This window comes from Enterobacter sp. DNB-S2 (assembly GCF_019443845.1).
In the GTDB taxonomy this organism is placed as follows: domain Bacteria; phylum Pseudomonadota; class Gammaproteobacteria; order Enterobacterales; family Enterobacteriaceae; genus Enterobacter; species Enterobacter asburiae_B.
Genome location: NZ_CP050520.1, coordinates 628,612 through 649,583 on the forward strand (window position 1 = coordinate 628,612; position 20,972 = coordinate 649,583).

The following is a 20,972-nucleotide window of genomic DNA, read 5'->3' on the forward strand; positions in this document are numbered from 1 at the left end:
GCCGGGTGGCGCTCACGCTTACCCGGCCTACGGATTGACCGTATTACTCTTCTTTCGCACCGCGCATAGCACGTTTACGATCGTTCTCGGTCAGGTGACGTTTACGGATACGAATTGACTGTGGAGTCACTTCTACCAGTTCGTCATCATCGATGAATTCCAGAGCCTGCTCCAGAGTCATCTTGATCGGTGGAACCAGAACCGTTGCTTCGTCAGTACCGGACGCACGCATGTTGGTCAGTTTCTTACCGGTCAGGCAGTTTACGGTCAGGTCGTTAGAACGACTGTGAATACCGATGATCTGGCCTTCGTAAACTTCAGCACCGTGACCCAGGAACAGCTTGCCGCGATCCTGCAGACCGAACAGCGCAAACGCAACCGCTTTACCCTGACCGTTGGAGATCAGCACGCCGTTGTTACGCTGGCCCACTTCGCCCGGACGCACGTCGTCGTAGTGGCTGAAGGTGGAGTACAGCAGACCGGTACCGGAAGTCATGGTCATGAACTCTGAACGGAAGCCGATCAGACCACGGCTTGGGATCACGTAGTCGAGACGTACGCGGCCTTTGCCATCTGGATTCATGTTTTTCAGGTCGCCTTTACGCTCACCCAGAGCCTGCATCACAGAACCCTGGTGCTGCTCTTCAACGTCCAGCGTTACGTTTTCGAACGGCTCTTGTTTACGGCCGTCGATTTCGCGGAAGATTACTTTCGGACGGGAAACCGCCATTTCGAAACCTTCACGACGCATGTTTTCGATCAGTACAGACAGGTGCAGCTCACCACGACCAGAAACGCGGAATGCATCGGCATCCTGGGTTTCTTCAACGCGCAGCGCAACGTTGTGCACCAGCTCTTTGTTCAGGCGGTCAAGGATCTGACGAGAGGTAACGAATTTACCTTCTTTACCACAGAACGGAGAGGTGTTGACGTTGAAGAACATGGATACGGTTGGTTCATCAACGGACAGGGCTGGCAGCGCTTCGACGTTCTGCGGATCGCAGATGGTGTCGGAGATGTTCAGTTCACCCAGACCGGTGATAGCGATGATGTCGCCCGCTTCCGCAACGTCACTCTCGATACGCTCAAGACCCAGGTGAGTCAGTACTTTACCGACTTTACCGTTACGGGTTTTGCCTTCGCTATCGATGATAGTAACCTGCTGGTTAGGCTTCACTTTACCGCGCTTGATACGACCAATGCCGATTACGCCAACGTAGTTGTTGTAGTCGAGCTGAGAGATCTGCATCTGCAGGGTGCCGTCGAGATCGACGTTTGGTGCAGGAACACGGTCAACAATCGCCTGATACAGCGGGGTCATGTCTTCAGCCATGTCTTCGTGGTCCAGACCTGCGATACCGTTCAGCGCAGAGGCGTAAACGATAGGGAAGTCCAGCTGCTCGTCGGTCGCGTCGAGGTTAACGAACAGGTCGAAGACCTGGTCAACAACCCAGTCAGGACGCGCGCCAGGGCGGTCAACTTTGTTGATAACAACGATTGGCTTCAGACCATGGGCAAAAGCTTTTTTGGTCACGAAGCGCGTCTGTGGCATTGGGCCATCCATTGCGTCAACGACCAGCAGAACGGAGTCTACCATGGACATTACACGTTCAACTTCACCACCGAAGTCGGCGTGCCCTGGGGTATCAACGATGTTGATACGGTAGTCATTCCATTTAATCGCGGTGTTTTTCGCGAGGATGGTAATCCCACGCTCTTTCTCCAAATCGTTGGAGTCCATCACGCGTTCTTGGGTTTCGGCACGCGCATCAAACGTACCGGATTGCTGCAGCAGCTTGTCGACCAGGGTAGTTTTACCATGGTCAACGTGCGCGATGATGGCGATGTTACGCAAATTTTCGATCACAACTTTGCCTCAGGCATTTAGAAATAGCGCGTTATTGTACACGGATTAATCGCACTACAAAACAGGATCACAAACATCCCCCGCAAACAAGTATTGCAGAGATGCTTTGTGATCGCTTTCACGGAGCGGTAAAAGGGCACTTTAACGTAAATTGCACCAATATGGTGCTCAATGTTCACATTGAAGCACTATACTGGTGCAACAAATCCATTGTGGTGCAGCCCTTTTGCACTATGGTGCGCATGATAACGCCTTTTTGGGGTGATTTAAAAGTTGGCACAGATTTCGCTTTATAAAAAATACATGGCACCAGCCAGTACAAACAGAAATTGAAGACCTCGTTACCACGACGACAATGACCAATCTGGAGAGTTAAGTATGTCCGCTGAACACGTTTTGACGATGCTGAACGAACATGAAGTGAAGTTTGTTGATCTGCGCTTCACCGATACCAAAGGTAAAGAACAGCACGTCACAATCCCTGCTCATCAGGTGAACGCCGAATTCTTTGAAGAAGGCAAAATGTTTGACGGCTCCTCCATTGGTGGCTGGAAAGGCATTAACGAATCCGACATGGTTCTGATGCCAGACGCGACCACTGCGGTCATTGATCCGTTCTTCGAAGAACCAACCCTGATCATCCGTTGCGACATCCTCGAGCCAGGCACGCTGCAGGGCTACGACCGCGACCCACGTTCTATCGCGAAACGCGCTGAAGAGTACCTGCGTTCTACCGGCATCGCAGACACCGTTCTGTTCGGGCCAGAGCCAGAATTCTTCCTGTTCGATGACATCCGCTTCGGTGCCTCTATTTCTGGCTCCCACGTGGCTATCGACGACATCGAAGGTGCATGGAACTCCTCCACTAAATACGAAGGCGGTAACAAAGGTCACCGTCCTGGCGTGAAAGGCGGTTACTTCCCGGTTCCTCCGGTCGACTCTGCACAGGACATCCGTTCCACCATGTGTCTGGTGATGGAAGAGATGGGCCTGGTTGTTGAAGCTCACCACCACGAAGTGGCGACTGCTGGTCAGAACGAAGTGGCTACCCGCTTCAACACCATGACCAAAAAAGCGGACGAAATTCAGATCTACAAATACGTTGTGCACAACGTTGCGCACCGTTTCGGTAAAACCGCGACCTTCATGCCAAAACCAATGTTTGGCGATAACGGTTCCGGTATGCACTGCCACATGTCTCTGTCCAAGAACGGTACCAACCTGTTCTCTGGCGACAAATATGCCGGTCTGTCCGAGCAGGCGCTGTATTACATCGGTGGTGTTATCAAACACGCTAAAGCGATCAACGCCCTGGCGAACCCAACCACGAACTCCTACAAGCGTCTGGTCCCGGGCTACGAAGCGCCAGTGATGCTGGCCTACTCTGCACGTAACCGTTCTGCTTCTATCCGTATTCCGGTGGTGGCTTCTCCTAAAGCACGTCGTATCGAAGTTCGCTTCCCGGACCCAGCGGCTAACCCATACCTGTGCTTCGCAGCACTGCTGATGGCCGGTCTGGACGGTATCAAGAACAAGATCCACCCGGGCGAAGCGATGGACAAAAACCTGTACGACCTGCCGCCAGAAGAAGCGAAAGAGATCCCACAGGTGGCTGGCTCTCTGGAAGAAGCCCTGCAGGCGCTGGACGCAGACCGCGAGTTCCTGACTGCAGGTGGCGTATTCACCGACGACGCTATCGATGCTTACATCGCCCTGCGTATGGAAGAGAACGACCGCGTGCGTATGACGCCACACCCGGTAGAGTTCGAGCTGTACTACAGCGTTTAATTAAAGTTGTTTTACCCGGCGTGATAAGCGCCGGGGGTAGTTGCCGTGGAAACTTTTAGCCCATCTCCGGATGGGCTTTTTTCTCCACCAACAACCTGATCTCACGCGCTTTTTACGCCGAAAACGCTATACTGCACTAAATTAGTGCAAACGACTCCAGGAGACTGCTGAATGGCAACTGGCACGCTGCCCGATGCTGGGCAGATCCTCAATTCTTTGATTAACAGTATATTGCTGGTCGATGACGAGCTGGCCGTTCATTACGCCAACCCGGCGGCGCAGCAGCTGCTCGCCCAAAGCGCACGTAAACTGTTCGGCACCCCGCTTCCTGAACTCCTGAGCTATTTTTCACTGAATATTGGCCTGATGCAGGAAAGTTTGCAGGCCGGCCAGGGGTTTACCGATAACGAAGTGACGCTGGTGATCGACGGGCGCTCGCACATTCTGTCGCTAACCGCGCAACGTCTTCCCGAAGGCCTGATCCTGCTGGAAATGGCGCCGATGGATAATCAGCGTCGACTGAGCCAGGAGCAGCTTCAGCACGCGCAGCAGATTGCCGCCCGTGACCTGGTGCGCGGCCTGGCGCATGAAATCAAAAACCCGCTGGGTGGATTACGCGGCGCGGCGCAGCTTCTGACCAAGGCGCTGCCCGATCCCGCGCTGGCGGAATATACCAACGTCATCATTGAGCAGGCGGATCGTCTGCGGAATCTGGTAGACCGTCTTCTCGGTCCGCAGCAGCCGGGAATGCACGTTACTGAAAGCATCCATAAAGTGGCAGAGCGGGTGGTGAAGCTCGTCTCAATGGAGCTGCCGGAGAACGTCACGCTGGTACGTGATTACGATCCAAGCCTGCCGGAACTGGCCCATGACCCGGACCAGATTGAGCAGGTCCTGTTGAATATTGTGCGTAATGCCCTGCAGGCGCTGGGGCCTGAAGGCGGCGAGATTATTTTACGCACCCGCACCGCCTTCCAGCTCACGTTACACGGCGTGCGCTACCGGCTGGCCGCCCGAATCGACGTTGAGGATAACGGGCCCGGCATTCCATCGCATTTGCAGGACACCCTGTTCTACCCGATGGTAAGCGGTCGCGAAGGCGGAACCGGCCTGGGCTTATCCATTGCCCGCAGTTTGATCGATCAACACTCCGGGAAAATTGAATTTACCAGTTGGCCGGGACATACCGAGTTTTCGGTTTTCCTGCCGATTAAAAAATAAAGGTGACGTTTATGCAACGAGGGATAGTCTGGGTAGTCGATGACGATAGCTCCATCCGTTGGGTGCTTGAACGCGCGCTCACAGGGGCAGGATTAAGCTGCACGACGTTTGAGAGCGGCAGCGAAGTGCTCGACGCACTCACCACCAAAACGCCAGATGTTTTGCTTTCGGATATCCGTATGCCGGGCATGGACGGGCTGGCGCTGTTAAAGCAGATCAAACAACGCCACCCTATGCTTCCGGTCATCATAATGACCGCGCACTCCGATCTGGATGCCGCAGTGAGCGCCTATCAGCAAGGGGCGTTTGATTACCTGCCCAAACCCTTTGATATCGACGAAGCGGTGGCGCTGGTTGAGCGCGCGATTAGCCACTATCAGGAGCAGCAACAGCCGCGCCACGCGCCCGATTTTGGGCCAACGACAGACATCATCGGTGAAGCGCCGGCGATGCAGGACGTGTTTCGCATTATCGGTCGTTTGTCCCGCTCGTCCATCAGCGTATTGATTAACGGTGAGTCGGGAACCGGTAAAGAGCTTGTGGCGCATGCATTGCACCGCCACAGCCCGCGGGCAAAAGCGCCGTTCATCGCCCTGAATATGGCGGCGATCCCGAAGGATTTGATTGAGTCCGAACTGTTCGGCCATGAAAAAGGGGCATTTACCGGTGCCAATACCATTCGCCAGGGGCGGTTTGAACAGGCTGACGGCGGCACGCTGTTCCTGGATGAGATCGGCGATATGCCGCTGGATGTCCAGACCCGCCTGCTGCGCGTGCTGGCCGACGGGCAGTTTTATCGCGTGGGCGGCTATGCGCCGGTAAAGGTGGACGTGCGTATTATCGCCGCGACCCACCAGAACCTGGAGCAACGCGTGCAGGAAGGAAAATTCCGTGAGGATTTATTCCACCGTCTGAACGTTATTCGCGTTCATCTGCCGCCGCTGCGCGAACGCCGGGAAGATATTCCCCGCCTGGCGCGTCATTTCCTGCAGGTAGCCGCCCGCGAGCTGGGCGTGGAAGCCAAGCAGCTTCACCCGGAAACCGATGCCGCTCTGACGCGTCTGGCGTGGCCGGGCAACGTGCGTCAGCTGGAAAACACCTGCCGCTGGTTAACCGTGATGGCCGCCGGGCAGGAAGTGCTGATTCAGGATTTACCGGCCGAGCTGTTTGAAGCGACCGCGCCTGAAAGCAGTACCGGGCACGCGCTGCCGGACAGCTGGGCGACGCTGCTGGCGCAGTGGGCCGACCGCGCGCTGCGTTCCGGTCATCAAAACCTGCTGTCTGAAGCTCAGCCGGAGATGGAGCGTACGCTGTTAACTACCGCGCTTCGTCATACGCAGGGCCATAAGCAGGAAGCCGCTCGCCTGCTGGGATGGGGACGTAATACCCTGACGCGCAAGCTTAAAGAGCTGGGAATGGAGTGATCGTACGCCGCTGTGTAAAGGTTATTCATTGAGCGCAAATTGCCGTTATTTTGCGCTTTACTGTTCCGATGAGTTTTGTATGATCGTGCCCGGAAATTGGGGGTGAACATCATGCTGGAAACAATCGTAAATATACTCTCTAGCGGAGCCGCTGAAAGCCACACGCCACAGACAGCCGTTGCGGCTATGTTGTGTGCGGCGTTGGTGGGGCTGTTTAGCTAGCGAGTTGAACGTAAAAGCCGGGTGGCGGCTTCGCCTTACCCGGCCTACGTTTTGTGCATTTTGCAATGCGCCTTAAATCACCCGCGAGAACTGCTGCAGTCGCGCTTTCTGACGTAGATACGCGTCAAAGCACATGCAGATATTACGGATCAACAGACGCCCTTTCGGCGTGACCTCAATCGCGCTCTCCGACACATCCACCAGCCCGTCTTTCGCCAGCGGTGCAATCAGCTTCAGGTCTTCCGCAAAATAATCGCTGAAGTGCAGATCCCACTGCGACTCAACGTCGCTGAAATCGAGACGGAAGTTGCAGATTAGCGCCTTAATCACATCGCGCCGGATGCAGTCGTCGCGCGTTAACGCGATGCCGCGCCACAGCGCGTTGCCCGTTTCATCAACCTGCTGGTAGTAAAGCTTCAGCTCTTTCTGGTTCTGCGCGTAACAGTCGCCAATCATGCTGATAGCGGAGACGCCCATCCCCAGCAAATCGGTATCGCCCTGGGTTGTGTAGCCCTGGAAGTTGCGGTGCAGAACGCCTTCACGCTGCGCAATCGCCAGCTCGTCATCCGGACGGGCAAAGTGATCCATCCCGATAAACTGATAGCCGGTTTCGGTCAGCGAGGTAATGGTTTCCTGCAGGATATCCAGCTTCTGCTGGGCAGAAGGAAGATCGGCATCTTTGATTTTGCGCTGAGCGGCAAAGAGCGTCGGCAGATGCGCATAGTTAAAGACGCTCAGGCGGTCCGGGTTGAGTTCGGCCACGCGCTTCAGGGTGAAGGCGAAGCTTTCCGGCGTTTGCTTTGGCAGGCCGTAAATCAGGTCAATATTGGTCGAGGTGAAACCAATCTCGCGCGCGTGATTGAGTAAGGCAAAGATAAATTCTTCGTCCTGCTCGCGGTTCACCAGACGCTGAACCTCTTTATTGAAATCCTGCACGCCCATGCTCAGACGATTGAAGCCTTCGGCGCGTAAGTGATCCAGTACATCCAGCTCAATTTCACGCGGATCGACTTCGATCGAGATTTCAGCGTCGGCGTTAAAACTGAAATTGCCGCGCAGCAGGGTCATCAGGCGGCTTATTTGCGCTTTATTCAGATAGGTTGGCGTCCCGCCGCCCCAGTGCAGCTGGCTGACGTGACGGCCAGCAAACAGCGGCGCGCGATGCACAATTTCTTGTTCGAGCGCATCAAGATATTGGTCGGCTTTGTGCTGCTGACGGGTAACGATTTTATTGCAGCCGCAGAAGTAGCAGAGCTTGTGGCAGAACGGAATATGGACGTAGAGCGACAGCGGACGCTCAGGATAGCGCGCGACAGCCTGCTGGAAATCAGCCTCGCCGAAAGCATCGGAGAACTCCAGCGCGGTGGGGTATGACGTATAACGCGGCCCGGAATAGTTATATTTCTGGATTAGGGACAAATCCCAGTCGATAGTTGGTGCTGACATGCTCACTCCTTCCGTTGGTGTCGCGTTCGTATACGGCGGCCCGTTCTGGCCCCATCGCGGGCCATCATTCGGGTGCGCAGCCACTTCTGTCGCCGCGACAACCGCCGTAGTTTAACGAATAACCACACCAGATAACATATAACCGGAAGGGTTATAAGCAGGACTATCGTGCCTGCCGGGTGCAAATGTTAGTTTCCACCCTTCAGAAGACGCATCATATCTTCCTGCTTTTCGTCTTCTTCTTCATCTTCGTCATCGTCGTATGACAGGCCCAGCTTCTGCATCAGTTCATCGATACGATCCAGTTTGGCATCCACCCATGACTGCTCTTCAGCGGTCAGGGTTTCACCCTCTTCAAGACGTTCCAACAGCGCGTCCAGGCGCTCATCGTTCTCCAGCAAATCCAGCTCAGCCTGCGGTGAAAGCATAGGTTTCTCGCTCTTTGGTTTGTGCTGCTTAGTGACCGGGGTGTCTGTCACGCCCAGTGGAATGGGAGTTTTACTGCCGATACGAGGGTCTTTCTGCTGTTTGCCTTTTGCAGATGCACCCGCTGCACCACCACCGTTGGCACGGCTACCCGCAGCGTGACCGCGATGTTTTTTGTCGCGTTTGCGATCGCGCGCTTCCTGGTTCAGTTCTTCGCGCGTTTTGCGGCGTGCTTTTGCAGGGCGTTTCGCGCCCGCAGCGGAGGTTGGTTTTTTCATGATGTTTTATCTTTAAGTCGTTTTCTTCAGTATAGAATTGCGGCGAAATCTAGCAGAAAGCAAGCAAAGAAAAAAGGCGACAGAGCAATCTGTCGCCTTTTTTCCTGACTCACAACCCTTAGCGGGTCAGACATTCCGTGTTTGCCAACAACAAACCCTGTTTATCCCTTGGCTAATACCGTCCGTGATACGGTTCCATTTCCTTTTAAAACGCCTCCAGGCGCTGGTCATCCTGACAATCCTGCGTCTTCGCCTCCTGGCGCTCCTGACCCTAATCCTTAAGTCGATTTCCTGTTGGCTTCCTCGCCCTGACGCACACTTTACCTTGTTCCGTTAAACTAACAAGCAACGAAACGGTACAAAAAGGATTTTTCAGACAATTACCCGGAAATAAGCTTATGATTTAAAACAGTTTGGCTTTTTTGACGCCTGCGAATTCTCTGAAATCTCCCATAGCATCACTGGCCGATCTCTCACACCGATTGGGGCATTCGCCTACAGCTCATAGCAATCAGAAAAGCCTTTTGGCTGCATTCGGGTATAATCCCCTTCAGATTACGATTTTGGAGACGACCACGTGACTACCTGGAACTACCAACAGACGCATTTTGTCACCAGTGCGCCCGATATTCGCCACCTTCCTTCTGATACCGGTATTGAAGTGGCATTTGCTGGCCGCTCCAATGCGGGGAAATCCAGCGCCCTGAATACGCTGACCAATCAGAAGAGCCTGGCGCGTACCTCAAAAACACCTGGCCGTACCCAGCTGATCAACCTGTTTGAAGTCGCAGAGGGCAAACGCCTGGTCGACTTACCGGGCTACGGTTACGCGCAGGTACCGGAAGAGATGAAAATCAAGTGGCAGCGTGCGCTGGGTGAATACCTGGAAAAACGCCTGTGCCTGAAAGGTCTGGTGGTGCTGATGGATATTCGCCATCCCCTGAAAGATCTGGATCAGCAGATGATCGACTGGGCTGTAGCAAGCGATATCGCCGTGCTGGTGCTGCTGACGAAAGCCGATAAGCTGGCGAGCGGCGCGCGTAAAGCGCAGGTGAATATGGTTCGCGAAGCGGTGCTGGCGTTCAACGGTGATGTGCAGGTTGAGCCGTTCTCCTCGCTGAAAAAGCTGGGCGTGGACAAGCTGCGTCAGAAGCTCGATACCTGGTTTAGCGAGCTGGAACCCGCGACGGAAGCGGAAGAAGAGTAATACCGAGCGCGGCGATAGCCGCGTTTTTTTTGCCTGAATTTTTCTTTGCCGCAATAAAAAACGCCCCAGTCATTACTGACTGGGGCGGCTAAAATATTCAGCCAAATCCGATTACGTGAAGTAAAAGGTCTGAAAGATAGAACATCTTACCTCTGTACCCTACGCCGACAACTCTACCCCTTTTTGTGCTGCAGAAAAAGCACTTTTTGTAGTTTTTTTTCATTCTTTACATAGGGAATTCTAATGATTGTCACAAAACGCGCGTTGTTATGTTGCAAACTTACATAAAAAGCGCGTTATGCGAAGAACCGTTAGTGAGCCTGATCCCAGTTTTCGCCACTTCCCACTTCCACCAGCAACGGTACGTCAAGCGTCATGCTGCTTTCCATTAGTTCGTGGATCTTCTTCGACACGGCGTCGAGGTCGTCTTTGTGCACTTCAAATACCAGTTCATCGTGTACCTGCATGATCATTTTCACGCGAGGCTTCTCTTTTTCAAGCCAGGCATCAACGGCGATCATTGCACGCTTAATAATGTCCGCCGCGGTACCCTGCATCGGGGCGTTGATCGCCGCACGCTCAGCGCCAGCGCGACGCGCCGCGTTGCTGGATTTGATGTCCGGTAAGTAGAGACGGCGGCCATCCAGGGTTTCGACGTAACCTTTTTCCTTCGCCTGCGCGCGGGTGCGTTCCATATATTCCAGCACGCCCGGATAGCGCTCGAAGTAGAGATCCATATACTTCTGCGACTCTTTGCGCGGAATATTGAGCTGGCGCGAAAGACCAAATGCACTCATGCCGTAAATCAGACCGAAGTTGATCGCCTTAGCACTGCGGCGCTGCTCGTTGGTCACGCTGTCCAGCGGCAAGCCGAAGACTTCCGCCGCAGTTGCCCGGTGGATATCCTTCCCTTCAGCAAACGCGGTCAGCAGGCCTTTGTCGCGGGACAGATGCGCCATAATGCGCAGCTCAATTTGCGAGTAGTCAGCAGAGACAATCAGATAATCCTCTGGTGCGATGAAAGCCTGTCGAATACGGCGGCCTTCTTCGTTACGTACCGGGATGTTCTGCAGGTTGGGATCGGTTGATGAGAGACGACCGGTCGCCGCGACAGCCTGATGGTACGACGTGTGCACACGACCCGTTTTCGGGTTGATCATCAGCGGGAGCTTGTCGGTGTAGGTAGACTTCAGCTTCGCGAGGCCACGGTACTGAAGAATCACTTTTGGCAGCGGGTAATCCAGCGCCAGCTCTTCCAGCACCTCTTCAGAGGTTGACGGCGCGCCGCCAGGAGTTTTCTTCAGCGGCTTGATGCCCTGCTTTTCAAACAGAATGGTTTGCAGCTGCTTCGGCGAAGAGAGGTTAAACGGCTCGCCTGCAAGCTCATGCGCTTTTTGCTCGAGCTCGGTCAGACGCTGCGCCAGCTCCCCGGAGTGGTTATGCAGCACCGTTGGGTCAATCTTCACGCCGTTGCGTTCAATGCGGGACAGAACGGGTACCAGCGGCATCTCGATATGCTGGAACACGTTCAGCGGACCTTCATGCTTCTGCAGTTTTGGCCACATCTTCAGGTGCAGCTGTAGCGTGACATCTGCGTCTTCCGCCGCGTAGCGCCCCGCTTCTTCCAGAGCAATCTGGTTAAAGGTGAGCTGATTTTTCCCTTTACCGGCAATCTCTTCAAAGGTGATCGTTTTGTGCTTGAGCCAGCGGTCAGACAAGGAATCCATATCATGGCGGCCCGCGACGCTGTCCAGAATGTAGGATTCAAGCATGGTGTCGAAGGCAATCCCGCGCAGTTCAATGCCGTAGTTTTGCAGAATGCCGCGGTCGTACTTGAGGTTTTGTCCAACCTTGAGCGCCTTTTCGTCTTCCAGGATCGGCTTCAGCAGCTCAAGCACGCGTTCACGGGAGATCTGCTCCGGCGCATCCAGGTAATCGTGCGCCACAGGGACGTAGGCGGCAATACCAGGCTCTGTCGCAAATGACAGACCAATCATATTGGCAGAGATGTTATCGAGGCTGTCGGTTTCGGTATCAAAGGCAAAGACGGGCGCCTTTTTCAGTTTCTCGATCCAGGCGATTAGCTGTGACTCTTCAAGAATGGTTTCGTAGTTGTCGAAGGAAAGCGCCACGGCTTCTTCTTCCGCCTGCTCTTCTGCGTCAACGACGATCGTCTCCTTCGGCTTTGCAGCAGGTTTGGCCCCTTTCGCCTGCAGCCATTTACCGGCTTCCACGTCAGCCGTCCAGCGCTTGAATTCGTATTTCTTAAACAGGCTCAGCAGATCGTCAGCGGAAGGCTGTTGCACTTCAAGCTGCTCACAGCCCAGCTCCAGTTCGACATCGGTTTTGATTGTGGCCAGCTTATAGGAGAGATAAGCCACCTCTTTGTTCTCTTCCAGTTTTCCGGCCATGGTTTTTGCGCCACGGAAGGAGAGCCCGGCGATTTTGTCTGGCTCCGCGTAGAGCGTATCCAGACCACCCAGCCCCTGGAGCAGCGCCTGCGCGGTTTTTTCACCGACGCCAGGGACACCCGGGATGTTATCCGAGGAGTCGCCCATCAACGCGAGGAAGTCGATAATCAGCTCAGGCGGCACGCCGTACTTTGTGACCACTTCTTCTGGCCCCAGAATGGTGTTGGTCATGGTGTTAATCAGGGTGATGCCTGGCGTCACCAGCTGCGCCATATCTTTATCACCGGTGCTGATCAGCACAGGACGCCCCATCTTTTCTGCTTCACGCGCCAGCGTGCCGATGACGTCATCGGCTTCAACGCCAGAGACGGCCAGCAGCGGCAGCCCCATCGCTTTTACCATGGTGTGCAGCGGCTCAATCTGCGCGCGCAGATCGTCAGGCATTGGCGGACGGTGAGATTTGTAATGCTCAAACAGTTCGTCGCGGAAAGTTTTACCTTTCGCATCAAAGACCACAGCCGCATGGGTTGGCTGATACTGAAGGATCAGGCTGCGCAGCATGTTCAGCACGCCGTACATTGCGCCGGTGGGTTCCCCTGCGTTATTGGTCAGAGGAGGAAACGCATGATATGCCCGATACAGGTAAGAAGAGCCATCGACGAGAATAAGAGGGTTTTCTGGGATCTGAACCATAATGTCCGTGCCTTTAATCAATTTATGGGTAAAGGATGCCACAGAAGGATGAAAACATCAGGTATTAGCGCCAGATACAGGAAAAGATTTTGCGATCGTGAGGATCGCTCGCAAAAATCAAACTGTGGATAAGTTTGTGTATATTTTCACTTCATATGAATAACAGACGTAAAAAATACATATGCGTTAATTTTTAGATCTTAATTATCATGCTGTTATAGCATTAGATCTTATCTATATGGTCAACTGATGGCAATTTAGTCTATGTGGATATAAGCCTTGTTAAGCGCGCAATCACAGAGAAATCGTCTGCGACAGGGTAAAAGCGGCCAAATCATCACGTCAAAGCGCCATTAATTTGTCTGTTTTCTGGTAAAATCAGCGCCCGGCGTTGCATAGCCGACCGCTCACTTACAGCTAACTACCTGAAAAAGCTCATCATGCCGAGATTGCTCGCAGCAATAACATTACTGTTAAGCATCATTTTAACTATCCTGGTGACTGTCGCCTGCTCTGTGCCGATCATCATCGCCGGGATCGTTAAACTGCTGCTGCCTGTTCCCATGGTGTGGCGAGCCGTGTCCGCATTTTGTAATTTCATGATGTACTGCTGGTGCGAAGGACTGGCGATCCTGCTGTGCCTGAACCCGTATCTGAAGTGGGATATCAAAGGGCTGGATAGTCTTAACAAGAAGAACTGGTATCTGCTGATCTGCAATCACCACAGCTGGGCGGACATCGTGGTGTTATGCGTACTTTTTCGCAAACACATCCCGATGAACAAATATTTTCTGAAACAGCAGCTCGCCTGGGTGCCTTTTATCGGGCTGGCCTGCTGGGCACTTGATATGCCGTTTATGAAACGCTATTCGCGCAGCTATTTGATTCGTCATCCCGAGCGTCGCGGCAAAGATGTGGATACCACGCGCCGTTCCTGCGAAAAGTTTCGCGCGCATCCTACGACCATCGTGAACTTTGTTGAAGGCTCCCGGTTTACGGAAGAGAAGCATCAACAAACTCGCTCCCCTTACCAGCACTTGCTGCCGCCAAAGGCTGCGGGTATTGCGATGGCGCTTAACGTGCTGGGATCACAGTTCGATAAACTCCTGAACGTCACGCTCTGCTATCCGGAAAACGATAAGACGCCGTTCTACGATATGCTCAGCGGCAAACTGACGCGCATTGTTGTGCGTGTCGATCTGGTTCCGATAGATGCCGGGCTGCACGGTGATTACGTTAACGATAAGAATTTCAAGCGTCGTTTCCAGCAGTGGCTTAATACGCTCTGGAAAGAGAAAGACGAACAGATAGACAATATCAAATCTTCATACAAAAACGCCGGTCAGTGACCGGCGTTTTTACATCCGCGAAATTACTTCTTCTCAACCAGGTATTTCACGGTATCTGCATACTGCTGTACGAAGATATCCATGCTGCTGGTGTCCATGCCCTGCATGTTCAGCTGGTATTTGCCGTTAACAAACATCGCCGGAACGCCCTGAAGCTGGAGGTCAGCAGCCGCTTTTTCCTGCTGAGCAACCAGAGATTTCACCACAAAGCTGTTCCATGCTGCGTCATACTCTTCCCCTTTCACGCCGGCATCAACGAACACTTTACGGATATCCGCAGTGGTCTGAACGGTCTGGGTTTTCTGTACGGCTTCAAACATTGGCGCAGTAATCTTATCTTCCACGCCCAGTGCCATCGCAACCGCCCACGCCTGGGTCAGGTCTTTACCCAATGGGCCCAGGAACTCGACGTGGTACTTGGTCATTTTGGTGCCTTCTGGCAGCTTTTTCTTCACGTTGTCAGAAACATGCAGAACCTGCTCGAACTGATAGCAGTGTGGGCAATAGAACGAGAAGAACTCCAGAACCTGTGGCTCGCCAGCGACCGGTTTGTCCAGCGTGATGAACTGTTTGCCGTCGGTAAACTGCGCAGCAGAAGCGCTAAATGCCAGAATCATACCTGCCAGCGCCAGCCAAATTTTTTTCATGATTAACTCTCTCCTGGGTGTGTCCAATTAATACATCGGCGTTAATTGCAGAGGGGGTTCCTGAAGAACCTTGACCTGCTCAGTAAATGTAGATATCTGGCTACGCCAGTAATCCTCTCCGGTAAGCCACGGGAAATTCCGGGGAAATGCGGGATCGTCCCAACGCCTGATTAACCATGCGAGATAATAAACAAAACGCATCGCACGTAAAGGCTCAATCAGGGCAATTTCGTCTGAATTAAACGGGCTAAATTCTTCATAAGCTTCAATAATGGTTTCAAGCTGCATGCGTTGCTCGGCTTTGTCGCCATTGAGCAACATCCACAGGTCCTGAACCGCTGGCCCCATACGCGCATCATCGAGATCGACAAAAAGCGGGCCATCACGCCAGAGGATATTTCCGGCATGACAATCGCCATGCAGGCGCAGGACAGAAATATCGTCGCGCCAGCAGGTTTTAACAGCAGCAATGAGCTTATCAGTGGCGTTGAGGAAATCATCCTTTAACGCAGTGGGGATCATGGCAGACGTTTCGAATATTCCGCGTGGCTCAAGAAGGTATTCCTGAATTCCGATAGTCGGGCGGGCAATAAAGGCTTTTTTGCGTCCCGTCTGGTGTATGCGCCCAAGATAGCGGGCAACCCACTCCATCTGATCGATATTATCCGCTTCAAACTGGCGGCCACCCAGGCTCGGGAATACAGCGTAGTAAAACCCTTCGTGCGTGAGGAGCGTTTGGTTATTGAATTTTAGCGGCGCGGCAACGGGAACATCGTCATCCAGCAGATCGTGAGCAAACTGATGCTCTTCCTGAATTTGTTCTGCGGACCAGCGTTCAGGACGATAGAATTTTACGACGAAGCGCTGACGATCCTCGTCCTGAAACTGATAGACGCGGTTTTCGTAGCTGTTTAACGGTGTTAGCCCGGAATCCACCCGAATACCCAGTTCAAACAGGGCATCCATAATGGTGTCCGGGTGTAATGTCTGGAAAGTAAAAGCCTGGTCGTTCATCCGATCATCCGGAAATTATACGAATGATTCAGGATATCATCTTGTGGCGATTTCGGTGCCGCCGCTTACAAGCTTTTACTCTTTAATTACGCCTCGGGCGCGCAGTAATGCGGTCTTAAAATCTTCCTCATAATCTTTCTGAATACCAGGAATAACAGCATCTTTAGCAGAGTCACGCATTTTAAGGTGATAGATCAGGATGTCGTCAGAAAGGTCTGCCAGATCGCCGTCAAAACCTGACTCTTTCGCCAGTTTCTGTAAAAATTGCATCAGATTTAGCTCTGGCTCTTTTTGCCAGGCGGGCTGGAGGAGTTCAATAACTTCATTCAGACGTTTACATTTCATGGTGGTGCTCCTTTCATTTAGAGTGACACGTTAGCAGGGTCAATCCCACAATAAAAGAGGCGATATTCGTGAATCTTAGCCAGGAAATCATTGGGGTCGTTCTGGCAGGTGGCAGGGCGACGCGAATGGGGGGAAAAGATAAGGGGCTTCAACGCCTGAACGGCAAACCCTTATGGCAATGTGTCGCTGATACGCTCGCAGGCCAGGTGTCGACAATGGTCATCAGTGCTAACCGGCATATCGACACTTACCAGCTCAGCGGGTATGCCGTTTACCAGGATATCCTTGAGGATTACCCGGGACCGCTGGCCGGGATGCTTTCGGTCATGCAACAGTCTCACGGAGAGTGGTTTATCTTCTGTCCCTGCGATACCCCGTTTATTCCGTCCTGTCTTGTCGAACGTTTGTTGCTGCTTCGGGGTACGGCTCCTGTGGTTTGGGTACATGACGGCGAGCGTGATCATCCTGCTATCGCATTGCTGCACCGATCGCTAGCGCCAGCTCTGCAGGCCTATCTGACTGCGGGAGAGCGCAGGGTGATGGCTTTTATGCGCGAGTCTGGCGGCCATTCCGTTGATTTTAGCGATTTAAAATCAGCTTTTGTGAATGTGAATACGCCTGAAGATTTGCAGATGATGCAGGAGAAAAGATGATACCTGTTGTCGCCATTTCCGCCTGGAGTTGGACCGGAAAAACCACGCTGCTTAAAAAGCTCATTCCTGCGCTTTGTGCCAGAGGTATCCGTCCAGGATTGATTAAGCACACCCATCATAATATGGATGTCGATACACCGGGCAAAGATAGCTATGCATTGCGTAAAGCGGGTGCAGCGCAAACGATGGTGGCAAGTACTCAACGCTGGGCGCTGATGACAGAAACGCCGGATGAGGCACCGCAGGATCTCGCTTATCTGGTCAACCGGATGGATCACGCCACGCTGGATCTGGTGCTGGTTGAGGGATTTAAGCATGAGGCCGTGCCTAAGATCCTACTGTTCAGAAGCGATGCCGGGCATGATTTCAGCGAATTAACGCTGGATGAGCATGTGATTGCGGTGGCCAGTGATGTTGTATTGCCGCTTGGAGTTCCGATGCTGGATTTAAATGATGTGGAAGGGATTGCGGAGTTTATAGTGGAGTGGAGTGCGAACTGACTTACCGGGTGGCGGCTTCGCCCTACCCGGCCTACAAATTTCTATGGTGCTTAAACGCAAAAAGGCCATCCTTTCGGATGGCCTCTTCACTTATTTGATGCCTGGCAGTTCCCTACTCTCACATGGGGAGACCCCACACTACCATCGGCGCTACGGCGTTTCACTTCTGAGTTCGGCATGGGGTCAGGTGGGACCACCGCGCTAAAGCCGCCAGGCAAATTCTGTTAATCTGTATCAGGCTGAAAATCCTGTCTCTCTCTTCGCCGAAACAGCTTCGGCGTTGTAAGGTTAAGCCTCACGGTTCATTAGTATCGGTTAGCTCAACGCATCGCTGCGCTTACACACCCGACCTATCAACGTCGTAGTCTTCAACGTTCCTTCAGGACCCTTAAAGGGTCAGGGAGAACTCATCTCGGGGCAAGTTTCGTGCTTAGATGCTTTCAGCACTTATCTTTTCCGCATTTAGCTACCGGGCAGTGCCATTGGCATGACAACCCGAACACCAGTGATGCGTCCACTCCGGTCCTCTCGTACTAGGAGCAGCCCCCCTCAATTCTCCAGCGCCCACGGCAGATAGGGACCGAACTGTCTCACGACGTTCTAAACCCAGCTCGCGTACCACTTTAAATGGCGAACAGCCATACCCTTGGGACCTACTTCAGCCCCAGGATGTGATGAGCCGACATCGAGGTGCCAAACACCGCCGTCGATATGAACTCTTGGGCGGTATCAGCCTGTTATCCCGGAGTACCTTTTATCCGTTGAGCGATGGCCCTTCCATTCAGAACCACCGGATCACTATGACCTGCTTTCGCACCTGCTCGAGCCGTCACTCTCGCAGTCAAGCTAGCTTATGCCATTGCACTAACCTCCTGATGTCCGACCAGGATTAGCTAACCTTCGTGCTCCTCCGTTACTCTTTGGGAGGAGACCGCCCCAGTCAAACTACCCACCAGACACTGTCCGCAACCCGGATTACGGGTCTACGTTAGAACACCAGCCATTAAAGGGTGGTATTTCAAGGTCGGCTCCACGCAGACTGGCGTCCACGCTTCAAAGCCTCCCACCTATCCTACACATCAAGGACCAGTGTTCAGTGTCAAGCTATAGTAAAGGTTCACGGGTCTTTCCGTCTTGCCGCGGGTACACTGCATCTTCACAGCGAGTTCAATTTCACTGAGTCTCGGGTGGAGACAGCCTGGCCATCATTACGCCATTCGTGCAGGTCGGAACTTACCCGACAAGGAATTTCGCTACCTTAGGACCGTTATAGTTACGGCCGCCGTTTACCGGGGCTTCGATCAAGAGCTTCGCGTTGCCGCTAACCCCATCAATTAACCTTCCGGCACCGGGCAGGCGTCACACCGTATACGTCCACTTTCGTGTTTGCACAGTGCTGTGTTTTTAATAAACAGTTGCAGCCAGCTGGTATCTTCGACTGATTTCAGCTCCACCCGCAGGGGCTTCACCTACATATCAGCGTGCCTTCTCCCGAAGTTACGGCACCATTTTGCCTAGTTCCTTCACCCGAGTTCTCTCAAGCGCCTTGGTATTCTCTACCTGACCACCTGTGTCGGTTTGGGGTACGATTTCGTGTTACCTGATGCTTAGAGGCTTTTCCTGGAAGCAGGGCATTTGTTACTTCAGCACCGTAGTGCCTCGTCATCACACCTCAGCGTTAATAAGGTACCGGATTTACCTGGAACCTCCGCCTACATGCTTAAACCGGGACAACCGTCGCCCGGCTAACATAGCCTTCTCCGTCCCCCCTTCGCAGTAACACCAAGTACAGGAATATTAACCTGTTTCCCATCGACTACGCCTTTCGGCCTCGCCTTAGGGGTCGACTCACCCTGCCCCGATTAACGTTGGACAGGAACCCTTGGTCTTCCGGCGAGCGGGCTTTTCACCCGCTTTATCGTTACTTATGTCAGCATTCGCACTTCTGATACCTCCAGCATGCCTCACAGCACACCTTCAACGGCTTACAGAACGCTCCCCTACCCAACAACGCATAAGCGTCGCTGCCGCAGCTTCGGTGCATGGTTTAGCCCCGTTACATCTTCCGCGCAGGCCGACTCGACCAGTGAGCTATTACGCTTTCTTTAAATGATGGCTGCTTCTAAGCCAACATCCTGGCTGTCTGTGCCTTCCCACATCGTTTCCCACTTAACCATGACTTTGGGACCTTAGCTGGCGGTCTGGGTTGTTTCCCTCTTCACGACGGACGTTAGCACCCGCCGTGTGTCTCCCGTGATAACATTCTTCGGTATTCGTAGTTTGCATCGGGTTGGTAAGCCGGGATGGCCCCCTAGCCGAAACAGTGCTCTACCCCGAAGATGAGTTCACGAGGCGCTACCTAAATAGCTTTCGGGGAGAACCAGCTATCTCCCGGTTTGATTGGCCTTTCACCCCCAGCCACAAGTCATCCGCTAATTTTTCAACATTAGTCGGTTCGGTCCTCCAGTTAGTGTTACCCAACCTTCAACCTGCCCATGGCTAGATCACCGGGTTTCGGGTCTATACCCTGCAACTTAACGCCCAGTTAAGACTCGGTTTCCCTTCGGCTCCCCTATACGGTTAACCTTGCTACAGAATATAAGTCGCTGACCCATTATACAAAAGGTACGCAGTCACACCACAAGGGTGCTCCCACTGCTTGTACGTACACGGTTTCAGGTTCTTTTTCACTCCCCTCGCCGGGGTTCTTTTCGCCTTTCCCTCACGGTACTGGTTCACTATCGGTCAGTCAGGAGTATTTAGCCTTGGAGGATGGTCCCCCATATTCAGACAGGATACCACGTGTCCCGCCCTACTCTTCGAGTTCACAGCCTGTGTGCTTTCGTGTACGGGACTGTCACCCTGTACCGTGCGACTTTCCAGACGCTTCCACTAACACACAAGCTGATTCAGACTCTGGGCTGCTCCCCGTTCGCTCGCCGCTACTGGGGGAATCTCGGTTGATTTCTTTTCCTCGGGGTACTTAGATGTTTCAGTTCCCCCGGTTCGCCTCGTTAACCTATGTATTCAGTTAACGATAGTGCAACGAATTGCACTGGGTTTCCCCATTCGGACATCGCCGGGTCAAAGGTTCATATCACCTCGCCGGCGCTTTTCGCAGATTAGCACGTCCTTCATCGCCTCTGACTGCCAGGGCATCCACCGTGTACGCTTAGTCGCTTAACCTCACAACCCGAAGATGTTTCTTTCGATTCATCACCGACTTGCGAAAATTTGAGAGACTCGAACACACCATTAAAGATGTGTCGTTTCAATTTTCAGCTTGATCCAGATTTTTAAAGAGCAAATATCTCAAACGTCACCCGAAGATGAGTTTTGAGATATGACGGCAGGTGACTTTCACTCACGAACCAGCAAGTGGCGTCCCCTAGGGGATTCGAACCCCTGTTACCGCCGTGAAAGGGCGGTGTCCTGGGCCTCTAGACGAAGGGGACGTGTAAGTCTCAATCGCAAGACGCCT

Annotated in this window: 15 protein-coding genes, 1 tRNA gene and 2 rRNA genes; 8 read left to right on the forward strand and 10 right to left on the reverse strand. The window is 53.2% G+C overall.

Translation table 11 applies throughout. The features are described from left to right. Window positions 1-43: 43 nt before the first annotated feature. Window positions 44-1,867 carry a ribosome-dependent GTPase TypA gene (gene typA, locus HB664_RS03100; protein WP_023333895.1) on the reverse strand — a complete coding sequence of 608 codons (1,824 nt, stop codon included), beginning with the start codon at window positions 1,865-1,867 and terminating at the stop codon, window positions 44-46. Between the two features lie 378 nt (window positions 1,868-2,245). Between typA and glnA the strand changes: the two genes are divergently transcribed. The 4 genes from glnA (at window position 2,246) to HB664_RS03120 (ending at window position 6,522) form a co-directional block, all read left to right on the forward strand. Beyond that, window positions 2,246-3,655: a glutamate--ammonia ligase gene (glnA, locus tag HB664_RS03105; protein ID WP_023309763.1), complete on the forward strand. Its 1,410-nt coding sequence runs from the start codon at window positions 2,246-2,248 to the stop codon at window positions 3,653-3,655. A 171-nt stretch (window positions 3,656-3,826) separates the two neighbouring features. Then, window positions 3,827-4,876, forward strand: a complete 1,050-nt coding sequence (glnL, locus tag HB664_RS03110; protein WP_008501857.1) for a nitrogen regulation protein NR(II) — start codon at window positions 3,827-3,829, stop codon at window positions 4,874-4,876. An 11-nt stretch (window positions 4,877-4,887) separates the two neighbouring features. Next, window positions 4,888-6,300: a nitrogen regulation protein NR(I) gene (gene glnG, locus HB664_RS03115; RefSeq protein ID WP_023309765.1), complete on the forward strand. Its 1,413-nt coding sequence runs from the start codon at window positions 4,888-4,890 to the stop codon at window positions 6,298-6,300. A gap of 111 nt (window positions 6,301-6,411) precedes the next feature. Then, a complete protein-coding gene (locus HB664_RS03120) occupies window positions 6,412-6,522 on the forward strand; it encodes a YshB family small membrane protein (RefSeq protein WP_219940342.1) in 111 nt (36 codons plus the stop codon). 72 nt (window positions 6,523-6,594) lie between these two features. Here HB664_RS03120 and hemN read toward each other — a convergent pair whose 3' ends face one another. Together hemN and yihI are read right to left on the reverse strand one after the other, a co-directional pair. Continuing rightward, window positions 6,595-7,968, reverse strand: coding sequence for an oxygen-independent coproporphyrinogen III oxidase (gene hemN / locus HB664_RS03125; RefSeq protein ID WP_219940343.1), 1,374 nt, complete (start codon window positions 7,966-7,968; stop codon window positions 6,595-6,597). A gap of 188 nt (window positions 7,969-8,156) precedes the next feature. Next, on the reverse strand, window positions 8,157-8,672 hold the full coding sequence (gene yihI, locus HB664_RS03130; protein WP_032644299.1) for a Der GTPase-activating protein YihI: 516 nt from the start codon (window positions 8,670-8,672) through the stop codon (window positions 8,157-8,159). A gap of 577 nt (window positions 8,673-9,249) precedes the next feature. Here yihI and yihA point away from each other — a divergent pair. Beyond that, window positions 9,250-9,879, forward strand: coding sequence for a ribosome biogenesis GTP-binding protein YihA/YsxC (gene yihA / locus HB664_RS03135; protein ID WP_029741470.1), 630 nt, complete (start codon window positions 9,250-9,252; stop codon window positions 9,877-9,879). Window positions 9,880-10,190: 311 nt separating this feature from the next. Here yihA and polA read toward each other — a convergent pair whose 3' ends face one another. Further along, a complete protein-coding gene (gene polA / locus HB664_RS03140; RefSeq protein WP_219940344.1) occupies window positions 10,191-12,983 on the reverse strand; it encodes a DNA polymerase I in 2,793 nt (930 codons plus the stop codon). Window positions 12,984-13,423: 440 nt separating this feature from the next. On the opposite strand from polA, the gene HB664_RS03145 reads away from it, so the two are divergent. Then, the gene (locus HB664_RS03145) at window positions 13,424-14,332 is read left to right on the forward strand and encodes an acyltransferase (protein WP_219940345.1); all 909 of its coding nucleotides are present in this window, start codon (window positions 13,424-13,426) and stop codon (window positions 14,330-14,332) included. 23 nt (window positions 14,333-14,355) lie between these two features. Here the strand turns inward: HB664_RS03145 and dsbA are convergent, their stop codons facing one another. From dsbA to HB664_RS03160, 3 genes are all read right to left on the reverse strand, one after another. After that, window positions 14,356-14,979, reverse strand: a complete 624-nt coding sequence (gene dsbA, locus HB664_RS03150; RefSeq protein ID WP_033146975.1) for a thiol:disulfide interchange protein DsbA — start codon at window positions 14,977-14,979, stop codon at window positions 14,356-14,358. A gap of 27 nt (window positions 14,980-15,006) precedes the next feature. Further along, window positions 15,007-15,993, reverse strand: a complete 987-nt coding sequence (locus HB664_RS03155; RefSeq protein WP_047059140.1) for a serine/threonine protein kinase — start codon at window positions 15,991-15,993, stop codon at window positions 15,007-15,009. A gap of 75 nt (window positions 15,994-16,068) precedes the next feature. Next, the gene (locus HB664_RS03160; protein ID WP_008501866.1) at window positions 16,069-16,338 is read right to left on the reverse strand and encodes a YihD family protein; all 270 of its coding nucleotides are present in this window, start codon (window positions 16,336-16,338) and stop codon (window positions 16,069-16,071) included. A gap of 68 nt (window positions 16,339-16,406) precedes the next feature. On the opposite strand from HB664_RS03160, the gene mobA reads away from it, so the two are divergent. Together mobA and mobB are read left to right on the forward strand one after the other, a co-directional pair. Next, window positions 16,407-16,991, forward strand: coding sequence for a molybdenum cofactor guanylyltransferase MobA (gene mobA, locus HB664_RS03165; RefSeq protein ID WP_219940346.1), 585 nt, complete (start codon window positions 16,407-16,409; stop codon window positions 16,989-16,991). Continuing rightward, window positions 16,988-17,491 carry a molybdopterin-guanine dinucleotide biosynthesis protein MobB gene (gene mobB / locus HB664_RS03170; protein WP_219940347.1) on the forward strand — a complete coding sequence of 168 codons (504 nt, stop codon included), beginning with the start codon at window positions 16,988-16,990 and terminating at the stop codon, window positions 17,489-17,491. The genes mobA and mobB overlap by 4 nt, the downstream gene beginning before the upstream one ends. 99 nt (window positions 17,492-17,590) lie before the next feature. Here the strand turns inward: mobB and rrf are convergent. The 3 genes from rrf to HB664_RS03185 form a co-directional block, all read right to left on the reverse strand. Continuing rightward, a 5S ribosomal RNA gene (gene rrf, locus HB664_RS03175) occupies window positions 17,591-17,706 on the reverse strand. Window positions 17,707-17,775: 69 nt separating this feature from the next. Next, window positions 17,776-20,677 (reverse strand): 23S ribosomal RNA (locus HB664_RS03180). Window positions 20,678-20,870: 193 nt separating this feature from the next. Further along, window positions 20,871-20,946: transfer RNA gene (locus tag HB664_RS03185), tRNA-Glu, on the reverse strand. Window positions 20,947-20,972 lie beyond the last annotated feature (26 nt).